Annotated in this window: 18 protein-coding genes and 1 pseudogene; 4 read left to right on the top strand and 15 right to left on the bottom strand. The window is 50.0% G+C overall.

All coding sequences use genetic code 11. The features are described 5' to 3' along the window. Positions 1-50: 50 nt before the first annotated feature. From chrA to AC4PHM_RS14950, 8 genes are all read right to left on the bottom strand, one after another. Entirely contained in the window at positions 51-1,223 is a 1,173-nt protein-coding gene (gene chrA, locus AC4PHM_RS14985; RefSeq protein WP_492018536.1) for a chromate efflux transporter, read from the bottom strand. Positions 1,224-1,324: 101 nt separating this feature from the next. Next, a complete protein-coding gene (locus AC4PHM_RS14980) occupies positions 1,325-2,101 on the bottom strand; it encodes an ABC transporter permease (protein WP_492018535.1) in 777 nt (258 codons plus the stop codon). Then, positions 2,098-2,736 (bottom strand): ABC transporter ATP-binding protein, encoded by a 639-nt coding sequence (locus tag AC4PHM_RS14975; RefSeq protein ID WP_492018534.1) that lies wholly within the window; start codon positions 2,734-2,736, stop codon positions 2,098-2,100. Before AC4PHM_RS14975 ends, AC4PHM_RS14980 begins: the two co-directional genes overlap by 4 nt. Position 2,737: 1 nt before the next feature. Then, positions 2,738-3,055 carry a PadR family transcriptional regulator gene (locus tag AC4PHM_RS14970; protein WP_492018533.1) on the bottom strand — a complete coding sequence of 106 codons (318 nt, stop codon included), beginning with the start codon at positions 3,053-3,055 and terminating at the stop codon, positions 2,738-2,740. 346 nt (positions 3,056-3,401) lie between these two features. After that, positions 3,402-4,907, bottom strand: coding sequence for a 4Fe-4S dicluster domain-containing protein (locus AC4PHM_RS14965; protein ID WP_492018532.1), 1,506 nt, complete (start codon positions 4,905-4,907; stop codon positions 3,402-3,404). Then, positions 4,900-6,060, bottom strand: a complete 1,161-nt coding sequence (locus tag AC4PHM_RS14960) for a SpoIIE family protein phosphatase (RefSeq protein WP_492018531.1) — start codon at positions 6,058-6,060, stop codon at positions 4,900-4,902. Before AC4PHM_RS14960 ends, AC4PHM_RS14965 begins: the two co-directional genes overlap by 8 nt. A 1-nt stretch (position 6,061) precedes the next feature. Next, positions 6,062-7,774, bottom strand: coding sequence for a [Fe-Fe] hydrogenase large subunit C-terminal domain-containing protein (locus AC4PHM_RS14955; RefSeq protein WP_492018530.1), 1,713 nt, complete (start codon positions 7,772-7,774; stop codon positions 6,062-6,064). Beyond that, a complete protein-coding gene (locus AC4PHM_RS14950) occupies positions 7,755-8,018 on the bottom strand; it encodes an NAD(P)H-dependent oxidoreductase subunit E (protein WP_492018529.1) in 264 nt (87 codons plus the stop codon). Before AC4PHM_RS14950 ends, AC4PHM_RS14955 begins: the two co-directional genes overlap by 20 nt. 376 nt (positions 8,019-8,394) lie before the next feature. Between AC4PHM_RS14950 and AC4PHM_RS14945 the strand changes: the two genes are divergently transcribed. Both AC4PHM_RS14945 and AC4PHM_RS14940 read left to right on the top strand, forming a co-directional pair. After that, the gene (locus tag AC4PHM_RS14945) at positions 8,395-9,726 is read left to right on the top strand and encodes a glutamate-5-semialdehyde dehydrogenase (RefSeq protein ID WP_492020523.1); all 1,332 of its coding nucleotides are present in this window, start codon (positions 8,395-8,397) and stop codon (positions 9,724-9,726) included. Positions 9,727-10,282: 556 nt separating this feature from the next. Continuing rightward, complete coding sequence (locus AC4PHM_RS14940; RefSeq protein WP_492018528.1) at positions 10,283-11,467, top strand: cytochrome-c peroxidase; 1,185 nt, start codon at positions 10,283-10,285, stop codon at positions 11,465-11,467. A 324-nt stretch (positions 11,468-11,791) separates the two neighbouring features. Here AC4PHM_RS14940 and AC4PHM_RS14935 read toward each other — a convergent pair whose 3' ends face one another. From AC4PHM_RS14935 to AC4PHM_RS14910, 6 genes are all read right to left on the bottom strand, one after another. Beyond that, positions 11,792-12,997, bottom strand: a complete 1,206-nt coding sequence (locus AC4PHM_RS14935) for a glycosyltransferase family 4 protein (protein ID WP_492018527.1) — start codon at positions 12,995-12,997, stop codon at positions 11,792-11,794. Positions 12,998-13,282: 285 nt separating this feature from the next. After that, positions 13,283-14,587: an MFS transporter gene (locus tag AC4PHM_RS14930; RefSeq protein WP_492018526.1), complete on the bottom strand. Its 1,305-nt coding sequence runs from the start codon at positions 14,585-14,587 to the stop codon at positions 13,283-13,285. Between the two features lie 674 nt (positions 14,588-15,261). After that, complete coding sequence (locus tag AC4PHM_RS14925; protein ID WP_492018525.1) at positions 15,262-15,441, bottom strand: hypothetical protein; 180 nt, start codon at positions 15,439-15,441, stop codon at positions 15,262-15,264. After that, positions 15,441-16,214: an IS21-like element helper ATPase IstB gene (gene istB / locus AC4PHM_RS14920; protein WP_492018524.1), complete on the bottom strand. Its 774-nt coding sequence runs from the start codon at positions 16,212-16,214 to the stop codon at positions 15,441-15,443. The genes AC4PHM_RS14925 and istB overlap by 1 nt, the downstream gene beginning before the upstream one ends. Next, positions 16,207-16,797 carry a Mu transposase domain-containing protein gene (locus AC4PHM_RS14915; RefSeq protein WP_492018523.1) on the bottom strand — a complete coding sequence of 197 codons (591 nt, stop codon included), beginning with the start codon at positions 16,795-16,797 and terminating at the stop codon, positions 16,207-16,209. Before AC4PHM_RS14915 ends, istB begins: the two co-directional genes overlap by 8 nt. Positions 16,798-17,002: 205 nt before the next feature. Next, positions 17,003-17,374, bottom strand: a complete 372-nt coding sequence (locus tag AC4PHM_RS14910) for a hypothetical protein (protein WP_492018522.1) — start codon at positions 17,372-17,374, stop codon at positions 17,003-17,005. Between the two features lie 1,002 nt (positions 17,375-18,376). On the opposite strand from AC4PHM_RS14910, the gene AC4PHM_RS14905 reads away from it, so the two are divergent. After that, positions 18,377-18,622 (top strand): hypothetical protein, encoded by a 246-nt coding sequence (locus AC4PHM_RS14905; RefSeq protein WP_492018521.1) that lies wholly within the window; start codon positions 18,377-18,379, stop codon positions 18,620-18,622. Positions 18,623-18,661: 39 nt separating this feature from the next. Continuing rightward, positions 18,662-18,958, top strand: a pseudogene (locus AC4PHM_RS14900) (group II intron maturase-specific domain-containing protein); the annotation flags it as partial. A 543-nt stretch (positions 18,959-19,501) separates the two neighbouring features. Here the strand turns inward: AC4PHM_RS14900 and guaA are convergent. Next, positions 19,502-20,791, bottom strand: a complete 1,290-nt coding sequence (gene guaA / locus AC4PHM_RS14895) for a glutamine-hydrolyzing GMP synthase (RefSeq protein WP_492018520.1) — start codon at positions 20,789-20,791, stop codon at positions 19,502-19,504. Between the last annotated feature and the right edge of the window lie 250 nt (positions 20,792-21,041).

The raw sequence follows: 21,041 nt of genomic DNA, 5'->3' as shown, positions 1-21,041 counted from the left end.
CTTTTTGGAAGACGGTTCCTGGGAAACCGGCTTCCTTCCTTTTTTTACCTTCACATCACAAATCCCGCCACCAGCGCAAGCAGCACTATGATTGGCGCTGGAACTTTCTTCGTCAGCAGCAGCACAATCGTAACAGCGGACACCAATAGGTTATCAAGCTGGAAACCACTCTTCTGCATAACGATCACTGCGGCCACGGCAATCATGCCGCCCGCGATGGCATTGATCCCCTTCAGGGCAATCTTGATGCCCCGGATTTGTCTGAGCCGCTCCCACACCGGATAAACGAAATAGATCAGGAGCAGACCCGGCAGGAAAATGCCGATGCCGCTCAGCGCAGCCGCCATCACCTGAGTAAAAGTTCCATAACTCCGGGCCGCCATGCCGCCCACGTAGGCGCTGAAGCTGAACATTGGGCCCGGGAGGCCCTGCACGAGACCGTACCCCGTCAGGAATTCCTGGTTGTTCATATATTGGCGGATATCCACCATTTCACTGTACATGACCGGCACGACGACCTGGCCGCCACCGAAAACCAGGTAGCCATATCTGTAGAAGCTTTCAAAGAGGTGCACCAGGATATTGTCCCAGGTCAGGGTCAATATGACACTGCCAATGGCGAGGCCCGCGAATGCTGCCAAGTAGCGCCACGGCGGGCTGAGCTTCACGTGGTTCCATACGTTTCTTTCCCCTGACGCCAGCACACTGATGACGCCGCCGATTAATAAGACCATCGGGAAAATCCACGGGGATCTGATGAAGTAGGTCGTCACGGCGCCAAAGACCATCAAGAGGGCGGTCAGCCGATTGGTCACGACTTTGCCGCCAATTTTAAAGGCAGCGACGACGATAAATCCAACCGCCAGAGGGCCAATATAGCGGAGACTGTCAGTTGAAATATTAAGCCTATCGAGGAATTGATACAAGAAGGAAAGAAGTGTCATCAGCACTAATACCGGCAGCGCCCAGACCAGCATGGTCAGAAAGCCCAGCATGGGCCCGCCCACTTTGTGACCAATCGCAACGATGGTCTGGGTGCTGGTCGGCCCCGGAAGGATACTGCACAGCGCGACGAGTTCAATTAGTTCTTCCTCGGTCAAGTGCTTCTTTTTAGTGACCAATTGATCTATAAATACCCCAATGTGCGCTTCCGGTCCGCCGTAAGATCCGAGGGAACAGATAAAGACGTCTTTGAGAAAACTGGTCCATTTATGGTTTTTCATAATGCCTCCTTAACTGTAAGGTTGTTTGGTGGCAGCAATCCGGTATAGGTTGATCCTCTGGTTGGGTGTTAAGTGACCATCGGCAAAAGCTTTTTCTTTTATCACACCAGCTGGTCCTGATCGTTGAAAAAGCTCTTGTAGCCAAACTGGAGCAGGAGAATGACCGTCAGCGACACAGAACCCAGGATCCCGAGCATGATGGCGATCTGGTACATGACCGCCGTGGTGGGCGCCGTCCCGGACAAGATCTGGCCTGTCATCATGCCAGGCAGGGAGATGACGCCCATGCTCAGCATGGCGTTGATGGTCGGCATGATCGCCGCGTCAAAGGTGGAGTTGATGATGTCGTGGGTCGCCATCTTCGGTGTCGCCCCCAGGTTCAGGGCGTCCTCCACCAGTTGGCGCTGGGTCGTCATGCCCTCCAGCAGGGATTTGACCCCCAGGGAGATGCCCGTCATTGAATTCCCAATCATCATGCCCGCAAGGGGAATAAAATACTGGGGCTGATACCAGGGATCAATTTGGATCACGACCAGTATGAAGTAGAAGATACACGAAAGAGTGCCGGCTGCCATGGCGCCTGCAATGGTCTTCTTCAAAGAGGTTGACAGGCGGCCCTTGAACTTCTGAAACACCGTCCGGATCGCGTAGGCCACCATGAAGGTGATGATGAACAGCGTGAGCCAAGGACTGGGCGTTTCAAAGATGAAGGTGAGCACGTATCCCGTCAGGATCAGCTGCACGGTCATCCTGAGGGACGCCAGCAGCAGCTCGCGCTCTCTGCGGATCCCCCGTTTGATGAGGATGCTCAGTACTACAAGGACAAAGACATAGGACAGTGCTACCTGCCATATGGAAAGCGTCATGACCCCGCTCATGACCTCGCCCCCCTGTCCTTGATTTTTCCATCCGCAAGTTCAATGATCTCGTCCGCGAACTGAGCCGCCACTGCCTTGGAATGGGTCACCATGATGATGGACTGCCCATCCCGACGCGCCTTTTCGACCACCAGGCTGATGACGGATTCCTCCGTGGCGTCGTCCAGCGCTGAGGATGGCTCGTCCAGAAGGAAGACCGCCGGCGCCAGCAAAAATACTCTGCCTATGGCCAGCCGCTGCTTCTCACCACCCGACAAAAGCCGCACTTCAGTCTCCAGCGCCTTATTCAAATGGACCTGATGCAGCATTTCCAGCATGACCTCCTCGGAAGGCAACGCTCTACCCTGAAGTTTAAAGCCTATCTCCAGGTTGTGTCTTAGGTCTCCATTGAAGATCGCCGGCTGCTGGGAGAGCAGGAGGACTTCTCGTCTTAATTTTACTGATGGCAGTTCCTTTAGCTCTATGCCGTTATACGTAATGCTCCCCGCTGTAGGAGAAATAGACTTGTTGAGAAGCCGCAAAAAGGTGGTCTTCCCGCAGCCGCTGGCGCCTGCTATGACTGTCACGCCCGGTTTAAGGCTGAGGGCTGGGATCTCAAGGATCTCCTGGTATTTCAAATCTCGAATTTCAAACATGTTAGGCCTCCATGATGCCAATCTCTTTAGTCAACTCGGCGAGGTAGCGCTTGGCCTCGTTCAGCTCTGCCAGACCTTGTTCCGTGGTGACATAGTATTTTCTGATCTTGCCATTGACGTTTTCCTCATAGTGCTCCAGAAGCTGCTCTTCTTCCAAATGGTGCAGGATGGGATAGAGCGTTCCAGGGCTGAGCTTGTACCCATGCTCCGAAAGCTCTTCAATGAGCCAGCTGCCGAACACCGGCGTTTCGCTGGCGTGGTGAAGGATATGGAGGAGGATAAAGCCTTGAAACAGTCTTTTATTGACGTATCCGCTCATAGGAACCTCGCTTTGATTGTGATTTTCGTGGTTATCGTTGTATTTGTTGATTTCGCTTTTCAATTTCGTTTTTCGTTATCGCGTTTCGATATCATTGTAACATGGGATTCTCTGCTCGTCAACCCGTGTGGAAGTTGGTGGTTGCAGACGCGATTCAAGCGCGTAGCGCGGACAGCTTTCAACTTGGGGACGCGGACAGCTTTTTTTTCGGTGCCAGAGCTTGCGATATCCATTCTCAGATGGGGCACCATCCTCTTCCACATCTTTCGTTCATAATGAACGAAAAACGCTGCCAGTGGTCATTTAACGACCGCCAGCAGCGTTTTTCACCCTTTTTCGCACTCCCTTACGCCAATTCCTTTTCCAACTTCCGCCTCAGTTTAATCTCCACCTCACCAAAAATCCTCGTGGCGGCAATGGCATCCTCTTCGAGCGCCAGCTTGGCATAAGACTCCAGTGCCTTCAAGTCTTTGGCACCATGATGCAGCGCCACAGGACCCTTGATGCACCCGCCCTCACAGGCCATCCCTTCAATGAAGTTGCCGTCCAGACGATTGGCCTTGGCCAGCTTCAAAAGTTTATCGCAGGCCTTGATGCCATCGCCTGTAGCGGCGACGGCTTTGACGTCTGAATCCGGCGCCAATTTCAGCGCCGTAGCCACCACCGCCTTAGACAGCCCCCCTGCCCCGGCAAAGATCCTTCCGTAGTAAGAAGCGTTGTTCATCGGGGATTCCGGAAGTTCCTCCAGGTGGATCTCTCGGGCATCCAAAAGCGAAAGCAGTTCTTCAAAGGTCATCACAAAATCCGTGATCCCAGTGAGATCAGGCAGCGCTTTTTCAGCCTTCTTGGCAATGCACGGACCAATAAACACCGTCACTGCAGACGGATCCACCGCTTTGATGAGCTTCGACGCCGCAATCATGGGCGACACCGTCCCAGAGACATTTTCAAGGACCTGCGGGTGCTTCTTGTGAACAAAGTCCACAAATGCCGGGCAGCAGGAGCTTGTCATATAGTGGTGATTCTCCAAATGACTTAGCAGCTCCCCCGCCTCATGCACCGCCACCAAATCCGCGCCCAGGGCTGCCTCAACCACATCCCTGAACCCAAGCCGCTTAATGCCGGTGATGATCTGCCCAAGATTCGCATAGTTGAACTGAGACGCGAAGGCCGGGGCAATGACCGCATAAACCTGCGGCGCGCCAGGCCGGCGGGCGGCCATCAGCTTTCGGATTACAGGCACAATTTCAGATTTGTCCTGAATGGCACCAAAAGGACAGTTATACACACACGCTCCACACTGGATGCATTTCCTATAATCGATCACAGCTTTCTTCTGAGCGTTGATCGAGAGCGCCTCCACAGGGCAGGCTCTCATACAGGGACGCAGGTTGTCGACAATGGCGTTGTAGGGGCAGGCCGACTGGCAGCGCCCGCATTCCACGCACTTGCTTTCATCGATGATCGCCTTGCCCTGGATCATCTGGATCGCGCTAACCGGACACGCCCCTTGGCAGCGGTGGGCAAGACAGCCCCGGCAGGATTCAGTTACCTTATAGCGGCTGACGGGGCACTGGTCGCAGGCTGCATCCAGAACTTCGACGACCCCCGGGATCGCCGGCGTGCCCCCCATGGCCATTTTGATCCGCTCCTTGGTCACGGCCCGCTCATGATGGATACAGCACCTGAACCTGGGCTCCGGTCCGGGATCCACAACTTTCGGGATCCGCACATAAAGCGCCTCCAACTGATCCTGAAACGCCAGTCTGGCGACCTCTTTCAAGACTTCATATTTGACAAGCTGTACTTGATTCTCAAAGGTTCTCACAGCGACCACCTCTTCCTTAAACATACTGTACCGTCACAATCTTCCCAATCTGCCTCAGCGTCGCTATGATCCTGTCCAGTATGTTCTGCTTGATGCTCAGCTCAAAAGGAAAATCCGGATTCTGGTGGGCGGGATTAATGGCCTTCCCAATCCAAAACTCAATATGGGTACTGTCATTGATCAACAGGTCCAGGATCAGCGTGGCCGCGTCCGGCTTCTCAAAGGCGATTATGTGACCATCGGCATAGTCCTCCAGCTTTTCCGACACCCGCTTCAGCGTCAGCACCCCCTCCGTCACCAGGTCTATGCCCTTGATGTGGGCAATCGGCGGAATGGACGGCTCATAATAATCCATCTCGCAACACAGCTCTCGATTCAGCTCCCGGGCCATCAAATTGGCTGCCGTGCCGCCGCAGACCACCCGCTTTGCCGAACCCTGAACAAACCGCGCCGCCACCTCATGATCCTGCTCTCTTTGCACCGGCGGCCCCGAAAACAACCGAGTAACCTTGGGCGCCACCAGCATAAGAGTGGCCACGCTGGTATCATCCCCGGGCAGGCCGCCGTATAGGTTGTTGCAGGTCTCAATCAAGGTCTTCGAGATCAGCTCAGCGGATTTGGGCTGCTGGCGGTTCAGGAACGCCGCAATGTGCGGCCACTCCCACCCGTGGTTGAGCATGGTCCCCACCCCCGCGTGCACCGCCCCATCGCTGACTATGGTCAGATAGTCCCCAATCCCCAGCTCAAGCTCCGAGATCCGGACCTCCTTGTCCCCGTAAGTCTCATAGGTGCTGACATAGGGGGTGATCCGGCCGTTCCTGCAGAAGAACACCGGCGGATTGTGATATTCAATGAGCCGGCAGCGGCCGTCGTTTTTCAGGTGAACCATGCAAAAAGTCGAATACGCCACCTTTCTGACACTGCACACCGGCAGGGTCTGCATGATGGTGTCAATGGTCTCCTCCAGCGACTCCCCTTGCCGCAGCATGGTCATGGCGATTTTGACCGTCAGCGTCGCCAGAATGTTGGCTTTGACGCCGCTCCCGAGACCATCGGCCATCACAAAGAAAATTTCGTCGTCGGACTTGAAGAGGTCCGCCTGATCGCCGCAGAGCTCCTCCCCCTTCTTGTTCAGCGCGTGAAGGGCCACGTCAATATAGGTTTCCGTTTTTCCCATCTCAATAGCCCTCGTCCATCATCACGATCTCCTTCAGCCGGTTGAGATTGACCTTCGTCTCCGCGGTCGTCTCCCCCAGCAGGCTGGCAATCTCCTGGGCCACGCGCATCTGCTTGTTGATGACCTCCTGACAGGCCACCAGCGTCTTCTCCTTCACGGCCGCCAGCTCCCGGCGGCTCTTCTCGAAGGCGGTCATGTCCGTCATGATCCCCAAGATAAAGCGCTCCGTATAAATGGCATTACAATACAAGACTTTGCCGATGGTCTCAAGATGTACCCTCTGCCCAAAGACGCTTTTCTCCGTCCTGACGCACTCTCTGAAAAGCGCGCCATCAAGGAACGCCACTACCGGGACCTCCTTAAGGGAATGCGATTCCATTTCGAAGGTCTTGGCGAAAGTAGGATTGTACTCCACTATAGTCAGCTGGTGATCCAGGACGCACACCAGATTAGGTGTATGCTCAAACAATGCCATACTGAGACTTTCTGCCTTTGAACGCAAATAGGGCAGGCACATCTGGGGCTTTGACATCTGATTGTAAACGGCTATGGCCTTGTCGAGGCAGGTATCATAGCCGCATGCCCCGCAGTTGAGGTGATCCTTTTCACTGAATTTGTCAATTTTGCGCAGGATCTCATTCAAGGCCTCCTGAGAAGGCTTTTTCAGCTGAACCACATGAGCTTCAAAGTCATGCTTGAAGGATAAATCCGAGGAACAGTCGCACAGCAACTGATCCAACTCCCGGTGGTCGGCGTGGGCTTTCAGGTAATCCAGCATCCGGTCTTTACGCTGGAAGAACTTCAGCCCATCGTGGGGCATATCCGGCCCGTTAATACAGCTGCCGCTGCAAATATTCATTTCTATACAGTAATTTTTAATGCCGCCTATTCTAAGGGTTTCCAGCAGATCTTTGCAGCGGTCAATGCCGTCCGCGCGGATCATTCTGTACCCGCTGTGAATGGGCGTCTGGCGGTCGTTCTTAAAAAGGCTCCCGCCCATGGGATAAGCCATGCCCCGGATGGTGGCTTTTTCATCGAAGACCCCCGGTGCCAGCTGTCTGTAGGAGATCCCCTCATCTTCCAGCCACGCCGCCAGTTCATTAAAGGTCAATACTGCGTCTATGTAAGGCGTTTCCTCCGCTTCCGCCTTTTTGGCCAGGCACGGCCCAATAAATACGGTGTAGCAGTCCGTCCCATACTTTTCCTTGAGGAGCTTCCCGTGGGCAATCATGGGCGAAACCACCGGCAGCATGGCGTCCAGAAGCTCGGGATAATAGTGCTGAACCAGGTAGTTTGCGGATGGACAACAGGTAGTCAGAACATTCTCCGTCCCCATAGTCTCCAGCATGGCTTCATAATTTCTGGAGACCAGCTCCGCCGCGACACCTGTTTCCTCAACCCATGTTACCCCCAGGGTCCTGAGCGCGGTGATGATCCTTTTGGGATCCTGGTCCTCAAAGGCCGCGGGAAAGGAGGGCGCGAGGGAGACGGCAATTTTACGTCCAAGATGGAGTTGCTTCTTGATTTGGTGCCGGTCATTTTGAATGGTCAGCGCACTTTGGGGGCAGCTGGCCTGACACAGCCCGCACTTGATACAAAGGCTGTTCATGATGTCGCGGCTGTGGTCGGTGAACTTGATGGCTTTGGTGGGACACACGCGCAGGCATTTGTAGCATTCGTCGCACTTATGATGATCAAACTCTATGAATTTCACGCAGCGTCACCCCTTTGACACGGTCTTCGAAAAAGTGAACCACCTCTTCGGGATGCAGCGGTTCCACAGGGTTTTCGTCGACCTGAATCGAAACCGCGCCGGAGCAGGCGCCAAGGCAAAAGGACGATTTGAGGATGACCTGGTCCTCCAGCCCCTCCGCCTCAATCAGTCCCTTGAGGGTTTGGATCACTTTGTAGGAGCCTTTCAGGTGACAGGCGCTTCCAATGCAGACTTGAATTATCATAATAACCTCCTTAAGTCGGTTGTGGTATCCATGTGGATGTGAATCGCTATCTGGTATAAAGTATACTATTTTGTTATTATTTTAACAACATTGCGGGCTTTTTTGTTTTTTTTATGTAATTTTTTTTTATTTAGAGCGCGCAAGTCAGCCGTAAATACTTTTACACATTCATTCAGTCCTTCGAATTGCTATGTTTTTATTTTTAAAACCAGTACTTAATTCACCAGTCATATTTGTTATTATTTTAACTTGATGGATAAAGTTTGAGCGATAGTGTAAGTCCTATGACCATCGGCAAACCGTTCTGAGCAAGCTTTAGCCAAAAAAGTTTGCCGATGGTCTCCCCATTCCCCCCTCACCCCAGTTGTGATATAATATTGAACCAACAACTAAGCTAAATGAGGTGAATCCCATGAGTATACAAGAACGTGCCCACGCGTCGAAAAAGGCGTCAATCCGCTTGGCGGCGCTGGACGCCGAGACCAAGAACAACGCTCTGGAGGCCATTGCGATCAAGCTCGAGGCCAGAAAGAGCGACATCATTGCGGCGAACCGCGAGGACTGCGCCCGCGTCGAGGCGGAAAGCCCTAATACCCCGCTGCTGAAGCGCCTGCGCTTTGAAGACGAAAAGCTCGCTGAAGTCACCGAAGGCATCCGCAGCCTGATCAAGCTTCCCGAGCCCGTCGGCCAGACCAAACTCGCCACGCAGCTGGACAATGGCCTTGACCTTTACCGGATCAGCTGCCCTATTGGCGTCATTGGCGTCATCTTCGAGTCCCGGCCGGATGCCCTGGTTCAGATTTCCAGCCTCTGCCTCAAGAGCGGCAACGCCGTGCTCCTGAAGGGCGGCTCCGAAGCGGCCAGCACCAACCGGATCCTGGCACAGATTATCTCTGAGGCCAGCGTGGAAGCGGGCCTTCCGGAGGGCTGGATCCAGCTCATCGAGACCCGTGCGGACGTAAGCGAGATGCTGAGGCTCAGCGACGACATCGACCTGCTCATCCCGCGGGGCTCCAACGACTTCGTCAAGTACATCATGGATAATTCCAGCATCCCAGTGCTTGGCCATGCCGATGGTGTCTGCCACATCTACCTCCACCCAGACGCAGATGAGGCGAAAATGCTCCCAATCCTCGTCGACGCAAAGACCCAGTACGTGGCGGCCTGCAACACCATGGAGACTTTGCTCGTCCATGAAAGCGTGGCGGAGCGTCTGCTGCCAAAGATTCAGGCGGCAATGGAAGCCAAGAACGTAGAATTGGTCGGCTGTGATCAGACCCGAAAAATTATTTCAATCGGCGAAGCCACTGAAAAAGACTGGCGCACGGAGTACGTCGACTATAAGCTCTCCATCAAAGTCGTGTCCAGCCTCGAAGACGCCATTGAACACATCAACACCTACGGCTCAGGCCACACTGACGCCATTCTCACGGAGGACGAGGCCGCAGCCAAGACCTTCATGACCCTGGTCGACTCCGCGAATGTGTTCTGGAACTGCTCCACTCGCTTCAGCGATGGCTTCCGCTATGGCTTCGGCGCCGAGGTCGGCATCAGCACCAGCAAAATCCACGCCAGAGGCCCGGTGGGTCTGGACGGTCTGATGATTTACAAATACAAGCTCATTGGTCACGGCCAAACCGTAGGCGAGTTTGCCTCCGGCAAACTGACCTACAAGCATGAGGCACTGAACAAGGACTGCCCGCTTTAGATGGAATTGGATTGAAAAGGTGGAATTGGATTGAAAATGTTAACAGCCCGCTTGACAGCGGGCTGTTTTTTTATTGGAAGAAGGTCGTTGGTGACGCGGACAGAAATGAACTTGGTGACTGTCACCAACTTGAACTTGGTGACGCGGACAGGATTTGATCTGGTGCCAGAGCTTGCGACATTGACTTTCAACTTCACTGGAGAATCGGGATTAATATGTGATAGTCGCAGTAGTCATAGGGCTGCTGGCCAGCCTTATTCTCCTTCATTTAATGTCTCTTTTTGCCGTTGGTATATTCGATCCTCAATGCCAGTTATTCACTTCGTTTCTCTCGAATGTTTAACAACTGTCTAAATCTACTCTCTCTGGGTATGAATATTATGTCAACCATACACCTGTGATATTCAGCTTATTACATAACAGCGAAATAGATTTTCAGCGCTCAAATCCATTGAAACAACTTAATATCACAGCATTAATTCCATTTTGAGGTGCTGCCTATGGCCAATAGACTCTCCTGAACCAATCCCCATTTAGTAAGGAGGCATTGTTAACCATGAAAAGGAAAGTGTTGGTTTCTTTACTCCTCTCCATTGCCTTAATTTTCACGCTTGTTGTTTTTTCTGCGAGCGACACCGAGCTGACTCCTATGGAACAACTGGGCAAGGAAATCTTCTTTGACGAAAACCTGTCCGTCAACGGCACCATGTCCTGTGCGACCTGCCATGCGCCTGAGGTTGGGTTTGTAGGGCCTGACTCAGAGATCAACGACACCTTTGCCATTTATCCCGGTGCTATAACCACCCGCTTCGGCAACCGCAAACCTCCAACCGCTGCCTACGGTGGGGAAAGTCCAATCCTCTATTTTGATGAGACTGAGGACCTTTGGATCGGCGGCATGTTCTGGGATGGCCGCGCTACAGGCTGGACCCTTGGCGATCCATTGGCTGAGCAAGCCCAGGGCCCGTTTTTGAATCCACTCGAACAGGCTATGCCTAATGCGAGAACGGTTGTACTCATGGCAGCAAAATCCGACTACGCGGATCTGTTCGAAGAAGTTTGGGGACCAGGCTCCCTGGATTTTGCGAAAGATGTAGCTGGCACTTATGAACGCATTGCCCGTTCCATTGCCGCCTATGAGCGTAGCGACGAAGTTAATCCGTTTACATCGAAATTCGACTATTACTTAATGGGTGAAGTTGAGCTATCCGATGAAGAAGCTTGGGGCCTTGAATTATTCGAAGGTAAGGCCATGTGCTCCGCTTGTCATATCTCAGATGGTGATAAGCCGCTCTTCACCGACTTCACTTACGACAACCTTGGGATTCCTAAAAATCCCGATAATCCGTTCTACGCCATGCCTAAAAAATGGAATCCAGATGACGCTGAATGGATCGACTTAGGACTTGGGGGGTTCCTCGAGGCTGCCGGCTTTGAGGAAGACATCTACATGTCTGAACTCGGGAAATTCAAAGTTCCAACCCTCAGAAACGTGGATCTGAGACCATACCCTGAATTCGTGAAGGTTTACTGCCACAATGGTTACTTCAAATCACTGGAAGACATTACGCATTTCTATAATACAAGAGACGTCGTTGCGGAAGATTGGCCGGAACCAGAATACCCAGCCACCGTCAACACAGATGAGCTTGGCAACCTCGGTCTTACCGCTGAGGAAGAAGCCGCCCTCGTCGCTTTCATGAAAACCCTCTCTGATGGCTATGTCGTAACTCAGCCATAAACGTTCATAATTCAATGACATTCAAAATTGTGGATCTGACGCAGATCGATCCCATTGAGATTCTATTTGACAATTCGGATACCGGCGCGTTTTATTTCGATTCCGTTGAGCTTTATTAAGCTTCAATGATCATCGATTTCAGGGTCTAAGGTAAAGAATTTTGGCATGAAAAATGACCATCGGCAAATTGCCTTACAGCACTTTTAAAAGCTGTAAAATCATTCTGCCGATGGTCATGTCAATTTCAACTCATAAGCCTTCGTCGATCCGCTGCTTCAATCTTCTGGCTCATCAATTCACAGCCTACAGAACCATTCCCCTCGTTTAAAGAGATATTGAAGCCCGATCTGCATCGCCTTCAATTTCAACAGTTCTCTCCAGCAGACCCAAGTAAAGCTTTTCCGCCATCTCACCGAACTTCTCCGTGGACAGCGAAGCCGCAACCTGTCTGCCGCTGACCGCAAGCGACTCAGCTTTATCAGGATTAAGCAGCACGCTTTCAAGACACTGCGTCAACACTTCAGAGGTCTTAAACAGCCTGCCCGACACGCCATCCCTGATCAAATCGGCCACATTGTCGTCCTCATAGACAACCACCGGCACCTGACAGGCCATGGCCTCCAGAATGGTCAGCCCCTGGGTTTCAGTCTTGGAGGCACTTACGAAAACATCCGCAAGGCTGTAGTAAAAGGGCACCTCTTCCCACGGCACGCGTCCAACAAACTGCACGTGATGCTCCAGCCCCTTTTCCAGCGCTAACCGCTGCAGCGTCGCCATATAAGGACCATCTCCCACAATCAGCAGCCTGACGTCACTAATCCGCGCGGACAGTGCCTCCATTTGTGCAATAATCACATCCACACTCTTTTCTTCAGAAACGCGCCCAAGAGACAGGATGACCTTGGTCGAATCCCCAAGCCCCAGACTTTGACGCAGCGCCGCCAGATGGGGATCATCCTTTTCATAGCGCGGAAATTTTGCCAGGTCAATCCCCGTCGGGAGAATATGAATGCTGTTCTTAATCCCATAGCTTCGCAGCGCTTTTTCTGTTTTAAGGGATGGCACGACGACCGCGTCATAGCGCCTGACATACCGTTTGCTTGAATGTCGCATGAAGTGCCTGACCAGCCCGCGCCCTCGCTTGATCCGCAGAATATAGTTAGTGTAGTCTTCATACATGGTATGGTAGGTGTGCAGCATAGGAATCTTCAGGCGGCTGGCCATAAACTGCCCAAAGAGTCCAATGGTAAACTCCGTATGGGTATGGATCACGTCCAGCTGCAGATCCCTGATGCGCTGGTAATCCTGGTAGAACAGCGGCAGCGCCATTCTGAAATCCATCAGTTTTATCTTTGGGATCGCTTTGATTCTTATGACGCCGTCGGACGAGTTCTTATAACCCGGCACCTGCACGGTGACAATAGTTACATGATGCCCCCGCCGCATAAGTTCTTCACGAAGGGTCATGACCGAGGTGACGACGCCGTTGATCTGCGGATAATAACAATCTGTAAAAATTCCAATATTCATTTTATATCACTCCAGCCTGGAATTGACGACAAGCACATTTCCCGAGCGTCCGCGCCTCAGTTTGCGCTTGATTCCGCTCCAGATCACTGACTCTGGATATCATTTTATCATACCTTTACGACATGCGGCAAAGAACTGTTATTTACATCGTCATACTTCAAAATAAAATGCCCGCAGTCGACGCGCAGACTGCGGGCATTCCTATGAACGCATCATCTCAGTTAATCTTACTCAAAACTCCAAAAGGTACTCATCACCTAAAATGAAGCGCACTTCTAAGCGTTCTTATTTCGCAGACGCCTCAAACACATTCACCGCATTTGTCTCCTTAGCAAAGAAGGACGCCAGGACACTAATAGTAACCACGACAATCAGAATCAAGAACGCTTTGTCATAGCCAACCTGCGGCATTGCGCTGTAGGTGTCGAGGATTCTGCCCATGAATACCGGCACAATGGCAGCCCCTGCAAAGCCTATGCAGTTCACTACACCCGTCGCAATGCCTGAAAGCCTTCTGTCGTTGACCTCGTTGGCTATGGTCCATGTCATGGTGAAGTTGGTGATCGCAAAGCCATGCAGGAACAGGAACACAGGCAGGATTGCCACAGGGATTCCAACATAAACAAACAACAGCCATCCAATCAGCGAAGCGACGCTCAGCACCACCAGCACCGGCTTTCTTCTTTTGATTCGGTCGGAAACGTACCCAATCACCATGGCACCTACGGCAGACCCCACGACAGCAGCTATGATCATGTTCGCCGCCTGAACGCGCTCCAGCCCGTAGGATTCCATGAGGTACGGCACGCCAAACTGCCCCAGCAGTACAATGTAACCTACGTACATTCCAACATTGACGATTGAGACCGTCCAGGTTCTCGGGTTGGACAGCACTGACTTCAGCGCTGGCATCACTTTAACATCAGACTTTGCCGATGGTCTTCCTTCAAGCTCATCCATCCCCGGCAGCCCCATCTCAGTTGGATCATCCTTGACGAAAGCTTTTGTCAACGCGGCGAAAAACAGCATCATAATTCCAAGGACGACGAACGTCGTACGCCATCCAAGTACCCCAGTTGCATAAACCAGCGGCGTTTGAGCCATGAGCGCGCCGGTGTTGGCGGCCATTCCAACGAAACCAATCATCAGTGCAAAGTTTTTAGAATAGAACCAGCGAGACTGGATTTTGATAAGACAAATGAAGATAACCGAGACCCCAATCCCCACGATAAATCTTCCGAGGTACGCGATTTCCAAGGTTGGTGCCAAACCGAAAATCACTGATCCAATCGCGGCCAGAATTGAAAACCACGTTGCTGTTTTCCTAGGACCGATCTTGTCCGCTAAGATGCCGGAAGGGATCTGCATAATGAAGTAGGCATAAAAATACATTGATCCAATAGTCGCGAACTGAGCAGCGCCAATTCCAAAGGTCTCCTGCAGCTCTGCTTTGACAACACCGGTTGCCATTCTGTGAAAGGTAACAAAAACATACGTGAGTGCCAAGATGGTCCACACTACCCATCTGTATTTTTCGAGTTTCTTGACTTCCGGTCGGTCCAGAACATAGCCCTGATTGCTTTGTATCACTGTCGATCAGCCTCCGCTTTCTCTTGGTTTTAGTTATTATAAAATACCACATAAACTCAGAGGCTTTCAACGTAAGAATATTTCGAATTTTGACAAGTATTTTGATAAATATGAAAATAATTTCACTTTACCAAATGAGGCTATTTTTTACATTCACGTGTGTTGCTGCTCTCTAGCTCTGTCCATGCCTTGCTCGCATAACTTGCCAAAATTAGCTCACTAACTTTGCCGTCGTTTGTTCAATGGATGGCCACAAAACATCATGTAATGTGGCCAGATCGATCAAGGTAATTCCGCTGAGATCACCGTTTTAACCATGTGATCATCAATCAGCTTTTTAGCCCGTTGTGCAGCAAACATCAAAGAATGGGTGCATACCTTGTTGATCGCTCTTGGTGTACCAGCAGAGTACTTGTAGATTTCATCTACCGCTTTTTCTGTGAAGATTTCACTCGCGCCTTCGGCATAATCGATATGTGACTTGATATACGCTTCTGTCTGCGATCGGTCGAGTTGAGGTAGTTTGAATATTTCGTCGTAAGAGAGCAGGTATCACGGTAAACCAGAGCGCCCGTCTCGGCAAAAGAGTGCACTGATCTCGGACGACAGAGCAACTCTGAAGTTTTATGGATATGCCACCGAAGTGGCATATCCAAGATTTATTATTAAACCTGCTAAAAATCGTTGTATCTGCTGGGTATCTCAATGCCCTGTTTATCTAAAATGCTTTTTAGGATTTCGTTTTCAGTTCGCAATTCTCCAACTTCAATTAGGACTTGTTGGTGTGCAAACAGCAATTCATCAAAGATACCATGAAGTTCTTCATATCGCACTTTGTAATTTTCTTGACCCATCAGTAGGATCCCCCTGGTCTGTTAGATTTCAGTCCGTGGCGCTCCCTCATAGACATATCGCCCTCAATGAATATTTCATAAGAGTTATGCTTGATGCGGTCTATAATCGCTTCAGAAACCGTTCCATCCTCAGCAGTTCCAATACGTTCGTACCAACCAGGAGGATCGATTTGAGTGCAGAAAATCATTGAGCCACTTCTTGTTCGGGCTTCAATGATCTCAAATAACTCCATAGCCTGATTCGTTGAAAGTGGTTTAAGAAGCCACTCATCGATGATCAGTAAGTCAAACTTTTGGTAAGCTTTAATCACTTTCTTATATGTTCCTTCTCCCTTTGCAACGGTCAAATCATTCAACAATTCTGGCAGTCGGATATACCTAACCTTGAAAAAACTTCTACAAGCTGCATTACCAAAGGCACACGCAAGATAGCTTTTTCCACTACCTGCAGCCCCTTTTAATAGGATATGATGACCTTCAGTAATATAACGACAGGTTGATAGTTGAAGAATATCAGATTTCACTAATTGTCTGTCAGCGTGATATTCTATATCCTCTATACACGCATCTGGGAATCGAAATGCAGCCGTCCTAATTGCACGCTGAAGTTTTGTGGATCGCCTTTTCTGGTATTCTGCGTCTACAAGCATTCCGAAACGGTCACTAAAGGAAAGGCCATCATAGGAATGGTCGCCACTTTGAGACTGAAAAGCATCAGCCATAGCGCTAAGCCGCATAAGATGAAGTTTATCAACGGTAGGTTGGTTAATCATTGGATTTTCCTCCTCCGTAGTATGCGGCTCCCCTAGTGATGCCATACTGTCCACTAGGTCGGGACATAGTTTTATCTATTTCGGGTTTTACTCGATCCTGTCCTGTCTTGAGAATCATCTGAATGTTTTTGAGACTAGGGCTTGGAGTGTAAGCAAGCGCGCGCTCGCAGGCGTCTTCAATTCTCTCAACGGAAAACTTGTCTGCAAGTTTCATCAAATTTTTGCATGAGGGGTACGACTGTCTTTCGACCTTGTTTGCAGCGAGGAGAGCTTTCATGACGGTTTCAGTAAAACGCCCAACTCCGTTTGCCCACTCAAGGAAATTGGTAGTAGTGTAGGCTAGATACTGTCTGTGGGACTCGGGCATATGTTCTGGCAGTATAACCGGATCGCAAATCCCATATCTTCTGGTATGTGAGGCGATTCTGTTGTTGTGAAAGAATGCTTCAATGGCTTTTCCAGTGTATCTGACATCCACCTGTTTACCAATAAACACATGAGGAACTGAATACTTGTTTCCATCCACATTTATGAGATAATCAGGTTGTATGGTTGCTATAGCCCAGACAGCTATTTCATACATGGAAGCAGGTAACGGTTGAAGGTAGGGTTGCTCCTCATCTTCAAATGCAGATAACCTGCTTCCGTTCTTTTTTTGAAATGGTTTTGTGTTGAATTCTACAAGCTTTTCTTGTATTGCAATATTTAGTTCATGAAAACTAAAGAACTTTCTATTGCGAAGCGCTGCAATAATCCAAGTGGAAATAACGCCAACAGTTCCTTCCGCACTAGGTTTTATCTTTGGGACGCCTAATCCTGGCCGGTAATACAGCAGCGTTGTAGTACTCTGCCATCACTGCATAAGTTTTGTTGATCACCGAATCATACGTATCAGGCTTAGTAACGCCTGTTTTTAGATTGTCTGGAATAAGGATCCGTGTTGACCCGCCATAGAAGTTGTACATATTGATATGAGCGTTGATCCAACTCACTTTTGACTGGTCATAGATGGCTTCAGCGTAAGCATATAGGCTATACGAGAGGACGCCAACAAACAGATAGACATCTATTTCCTCACCAGTCTCGCGATCATAGATGTATGCTGTTTGCCCTGCCCAATCTACTTCAATCGCTTCAGCTGGTTTTCTGGGTATATGCATCGTTGCACGTTTTGACGTGCATACTTCTGGTAGACATTGCAGAACTGAGAATACATCAACGGTAGTTCCTTAGACTGTTTACAGGTTTCGCAGTACTCGAACCAAAGCAACCTTAAATTAACTGAGGGTTTTTTCATTTCCGAGTGGATGTACTCAACATTAGGAGGACGATGGGTACTTGCCGAAGCACTTTCTTTCGGAAAAAACAGCTCTTCCAGTTCTCCATTTGTATAATCGACTTCCAGTGGCCACCTGATATTTAATTCATTGGCTCTTAGCAATACTTTGGACACCGTATTCCTTGAGCACTTCAGGCTTGATGCGATGTTTCGTTCGCTGATCCCTTGGCTTTTCAGCCGTAGAATTTCTCTGATGTTCTTCATTAGAACCTCCTTAGAATATTTGGTCACATTTTTGTGCCATGACTATTCTATCGGATGGCTCCGTTGATCGGAATGGTGGCTCTAAAACATCGGACAAGTGGCTCTGGCTCGTCGGAACGGTGGCTCAAACTGGTCCGGATTATTCAACCAGGCACGGATCCCAAAAGGACACTTGGACTACCTGCGTATTAAGATAAATCGGTACAAGCAGCCCTCGCAAAAGTTCTGAATTCCATCTGCGAAGAAATATTTCTTGTTTGCTCCTTTGGATACTAACCCGGCAGAGGCTGCCATGACGCGATCAAAATGCTACGAAAAATAGTGAATAAAACGCGTATAAATTTCGTAGAGGATACTGACATCAAGGGTTTCTTTGCAACGTAGATCACACATGGATGATCAAATTTATCAAACACAAGATTCGGGATAAAAACATCATAAGACTAATTCAAAGAATACTCAAAGCGGGCATTGTTCAAGCGGGGATAAAGAAAGACACACCACAAGGTACTCCACAAGGTGGTGTTGCATCCCCAATTTTCGCCAATATTTATCTACACTATGTTCTGGATTTATGGTTCGAGAAGTTGTTCAGAAAACACTGCAGAGGAGAGCCTATATGGTGAGGGACACAGACGACAGCGTTTTCTGCTTCGAATACAAAGAAGACGCCATCAAATTCTACAACGCACTCATTGAAAGACTGGCTAAATTCAAGCTGGAAGTCGCCGAGGACAAAACAAGAATCATCGAACTTTACCAACGTAAAGATGATAAAGATGACACTGATCCATTTGACTTCCTAGGGTTCACATTTTATATAGACAAAAACCCAAACAAATTTGGTTTCAAAGAGATCAAGTAAAAAACGAGCAAGAAGAAATATAAAGCCAGTCTCAAAAGATGCAAAGAATGGATGCGTGACAATAGGACATTACCGACAAAAGAAATTATGAAAATCATGAAAAGCAAGGTGCAAGGACACATCAATTACTACGGAGTCAGGGGAAACAGACGAAGTGTAGGTTATTTTGTGACAGAAGTACGAAAACTGCTATTTCGTTGGTTGAACCGTCGGAGCCAGAGAAAAAGTTTCAACCTGGCGGGCTATGTCAAGTTTCTCCAGAAATACCCGCTCCCTATAGTGCAAACTAATGTGATGATTTATAATCTTGGTGCTGGAGTTAGTTATCTGACGTGAATGTTGAAGCGAAGAGCCGTGTGCGTTAGTTGCGCATGCACGGTTCTGTGAGGGTGAAAAGCCGCGAGGCTTGAACTACTCGACCAGTTTATAGAAGTTCGTTTCTAAACACTCTCTTATTAGAGTCACAATCCCTCGGATGTTGCTTACGCTCACACCTTTTTTCACCTACACCATCTTTGAATCTTTCATCCCTCCATTACCCCAAATCAAGCAAATCCCCGCTCAGCGGCATCCTTCGTGAATAGCCTCCCAACAGGCCGCCGCCTGTTGGGTTTTTCTGTCCTACGGACAGAAAAAAGGCAGGGCGCGCACGCTTTTCTAACTTCTATCGCGCGAGAGTCACAATCCCTCGGATGCTGCTTACGCTCACACCTTTTTTCACCTACACCATCTTTGAATCTTTCATCCCTCCATTACCCCAAATCAAGCAAATCCCCGCTCAGCGGCATCCTTCGTGAATAGCCTCCCTACAGGCCTACGCCTGTTGGGTTTTTCTGTCCTACGGACAGAAAAAGGCAGGGTCCAAAGGACCCTGCCAGTCTATTCCCACTCTATAGTCCCCGCCGGTTTTGGCGTCAGGTCATAGAGCACTCTGTTAACACCCTTCACTTCATGGGTGATACGGTGTGTTATTATTTCCAGCACTTCATATGGGACACGTTCAACAGTGGCAGTCATTGCATCCACTGTGTTGACCGCACGCAGCACCACCGGCCACTCAAAGCTGCGTTTGTGATCGCGCACGCCCACGGACTTTACATCCGGCACCACCGTAAAATACTGCCAGACTTTTCCCTCAAGGCCTGCTTTCGCAAACTCCTCTCGAAGAATCGCATCCGACTCGCGCACTGCCTCCAAACGGTCACGCGTAATAGCGCCTATACATCGAACGCCAAGGCCTGGACCCGGGAACGGCTGGCGGAATACCATACTGCGCGGCAGCCCCAGTGCCAAGCCACACGCCCTCACTTCATCCTTAAACAGCATCTTCAGCGGCTCTACTAAATCAAATTCCAGATCCTCTGGAAGTCCGCCCACGTTATGGTGACTCTTGACTGCCTTTACGGTTTTCGTGCCGGACTCAATAATATCCGGATAAATGGTGCCTTGAGCCAGGAACTTGACATCCTCAAGCTTTCCAGCTTCATCCTCGAAGACGCGGATGAACTCAGCGCCTATGATCATGCGCTTCTTCTCCGGATCCGATACCCCAGCCAGCTTGTCGAGGAAGCGATCCACCGCATCCACATAAACCAGATTGGCGCCCATCTCTTCCCGGAACACATGAACCACTTCCTCCGGCTCGCCCTTTCGAAGGAGGCCATGATTCACGTGGACGCAGGTCAGCTGCTTGCCTATGGCTTTGATCAAAAGCGCCGCCACGACAGATGAATCCACCCCGCCGGAAAGCGCGAGGAGAACTTTGCCATCACCTACCTGAGCTTTGATCTGAGCGACTTGCTCAGCAATGAAGTTCTCCATATTCCAGTTGGCTTGTGCCTTGCACGCCCCAAAGATAAAAGCCTGCAGTTTTTCAAGCCGCACCTCGACCTCTTCCGGCCACGGCGCGCTGCCGTTATGATCCACGGACAAAACCGGAATGCCCGCCTTCATGAGGGCTTCGGAAGCCTGAATGACAACCCCATCCACAACACGATTCTGTCCGCCATTTAGGATGATGCCTTTAATATTGGTGATTTTCGAGAGCTCGTCCTCGGTCATGTCGTGATGATGGATTTCTGTAAAGACGCCCATCTCTCTGATTTCTCTTGCAATGTAAGTATTTCTGGTGCTGCCCATATCAATAATCAATATTTTGTCCTGTTCCATAAAGTCCCTCCTGGTTAGTCTTGGAATGGTATTATTGGGTTCATTTTACCACAACACCAGGGTATCCAACATTAATACTCTAAGGAGATTCAAATTATTAGCTCCAAAGACGAATACTGCCGATGGTCGACCATCGGCAAAGTACTGGTTCTTACTGAATCTCATCAGTACCCTTCCAGATCCAAAAAAAAGAAGATGACCCCTGCGTTTAAAGAGACCATCTTCCGAATAGATTTTTATAGTTTTTGTG

It is taken from the genome of Acidaminobacter sp. QWL-03, from assembly GCF_058683855.1.
Note: the sequence above shows the minus strand (reverse complement) of the source record. Positions and strands in the feature narration are given on the sequence as shown.

Bases quoted from the DNA above. Each gene is read 5' to 3' on its own strand.
- chrA (WP_492018536.1), bottom strand. From the start codon at position 1,223: ATGAAAAACCATAAATGGACCAGTTTTCTCAAAGACGTCTTTATCTGT.
- istB (WP_492018524.1), bottom strand. From the start codon at position 16,214: ATGATTAACCAACCTACCGTTGATAAACTTCATCTTATGCGGCTTAGC.
- AC4PHM_RS14935 (WP_492018527.1), bottom strand. From the start codon at position 12,997: ATGAATATTGGAATTTTTACAGATTGTTATTATCCGCAGATCAACGGC.
- AC4PHM_RS14940 (WP_492018528.1), top strand. From the start codon at position 10,283: ATGAAAAGGAAAGTGTTGGTTTCTTTACTCCTCTCCATTGCCTTAATT.
- guaA (WP_492018520.1), bottom strand. From the start codon at position 20,791: ATGGAACAGGACAAAATATTGATTATTGATATGGGCAGCACCAGAAAT.
- AC4PHM_RS14910 (WP_492018522.1), bottom strand. From the start codon at position 17,374: ATGCATATACCCAGAAAACCAGCTGAAGCGATTGAAGTAGATTGGGCA.
- AC4PHM_RS14975 (WP_492018534.1), bottom strand. From the start codon at position 2,736: ATGTTTGAAATTCGAGATTTGAAATACCAGGAGATCCTTGAGATCCCA.
- AC4PHM_RS14950 (WP_492018529.1), bottom strand. From the start codon at position 8,018: ATGATAATTCAAGTCTGCATTGGAAGCGCCTGTCACCTGAAAGGCTCC.
- AC4PHM_RS14905 (WP_492018521.1), top strand. From the start codon at position 18,377: ATGGTGAGGGACACAGACGACAGCGTTTTCTGCTTCGAATACAAAGAA.
- AC4PHM_RS14925 (WP_492018525.1), bottom strand. From the start codon at position 15,441: ATGGGTCAAGAAAATTACAAAGTGCGATATGAAGAACTTCATGGTATC.
- AC4PHM_RS14960 (WP_492018531.1), bottom strand. From the start codon at position 6,060: ATGGGAAAAACGGAAACCTATATTGACGTGGCCCTTCACGCGCTGAAC.
- AC4PHM_RS14965 (WP_492018532.1), bottom strand. From the start codon at position 4,907: ATGTTTAAGGAAGAGGTGGTCGCTGTGAGAACCTTTGAGAATCAAGTA.
- AC4PHM_RS14970 (WP_492018533.1), bottom strand. From the start codon at position 3,055: ATGAGCGGATACGTCAATAAAAGACTGTTTCAAGGCTTTATCCTCCTC.
- AC4PHM_RS14980 (WP_492018535.1), bottom strand. From the start codon at position 2,101: ATGAGCGGGGTCATGACGCTTTCCATATGGCAGGTAGCACTGTCCTAT.
- AC4PHM_RS14915 (WP_492018523.1), bottom strand. From the start codon at position 16,797: ATGTATGAAATAGCTGTCTGGGCTATAGCAACCATACAACCTGATTAT.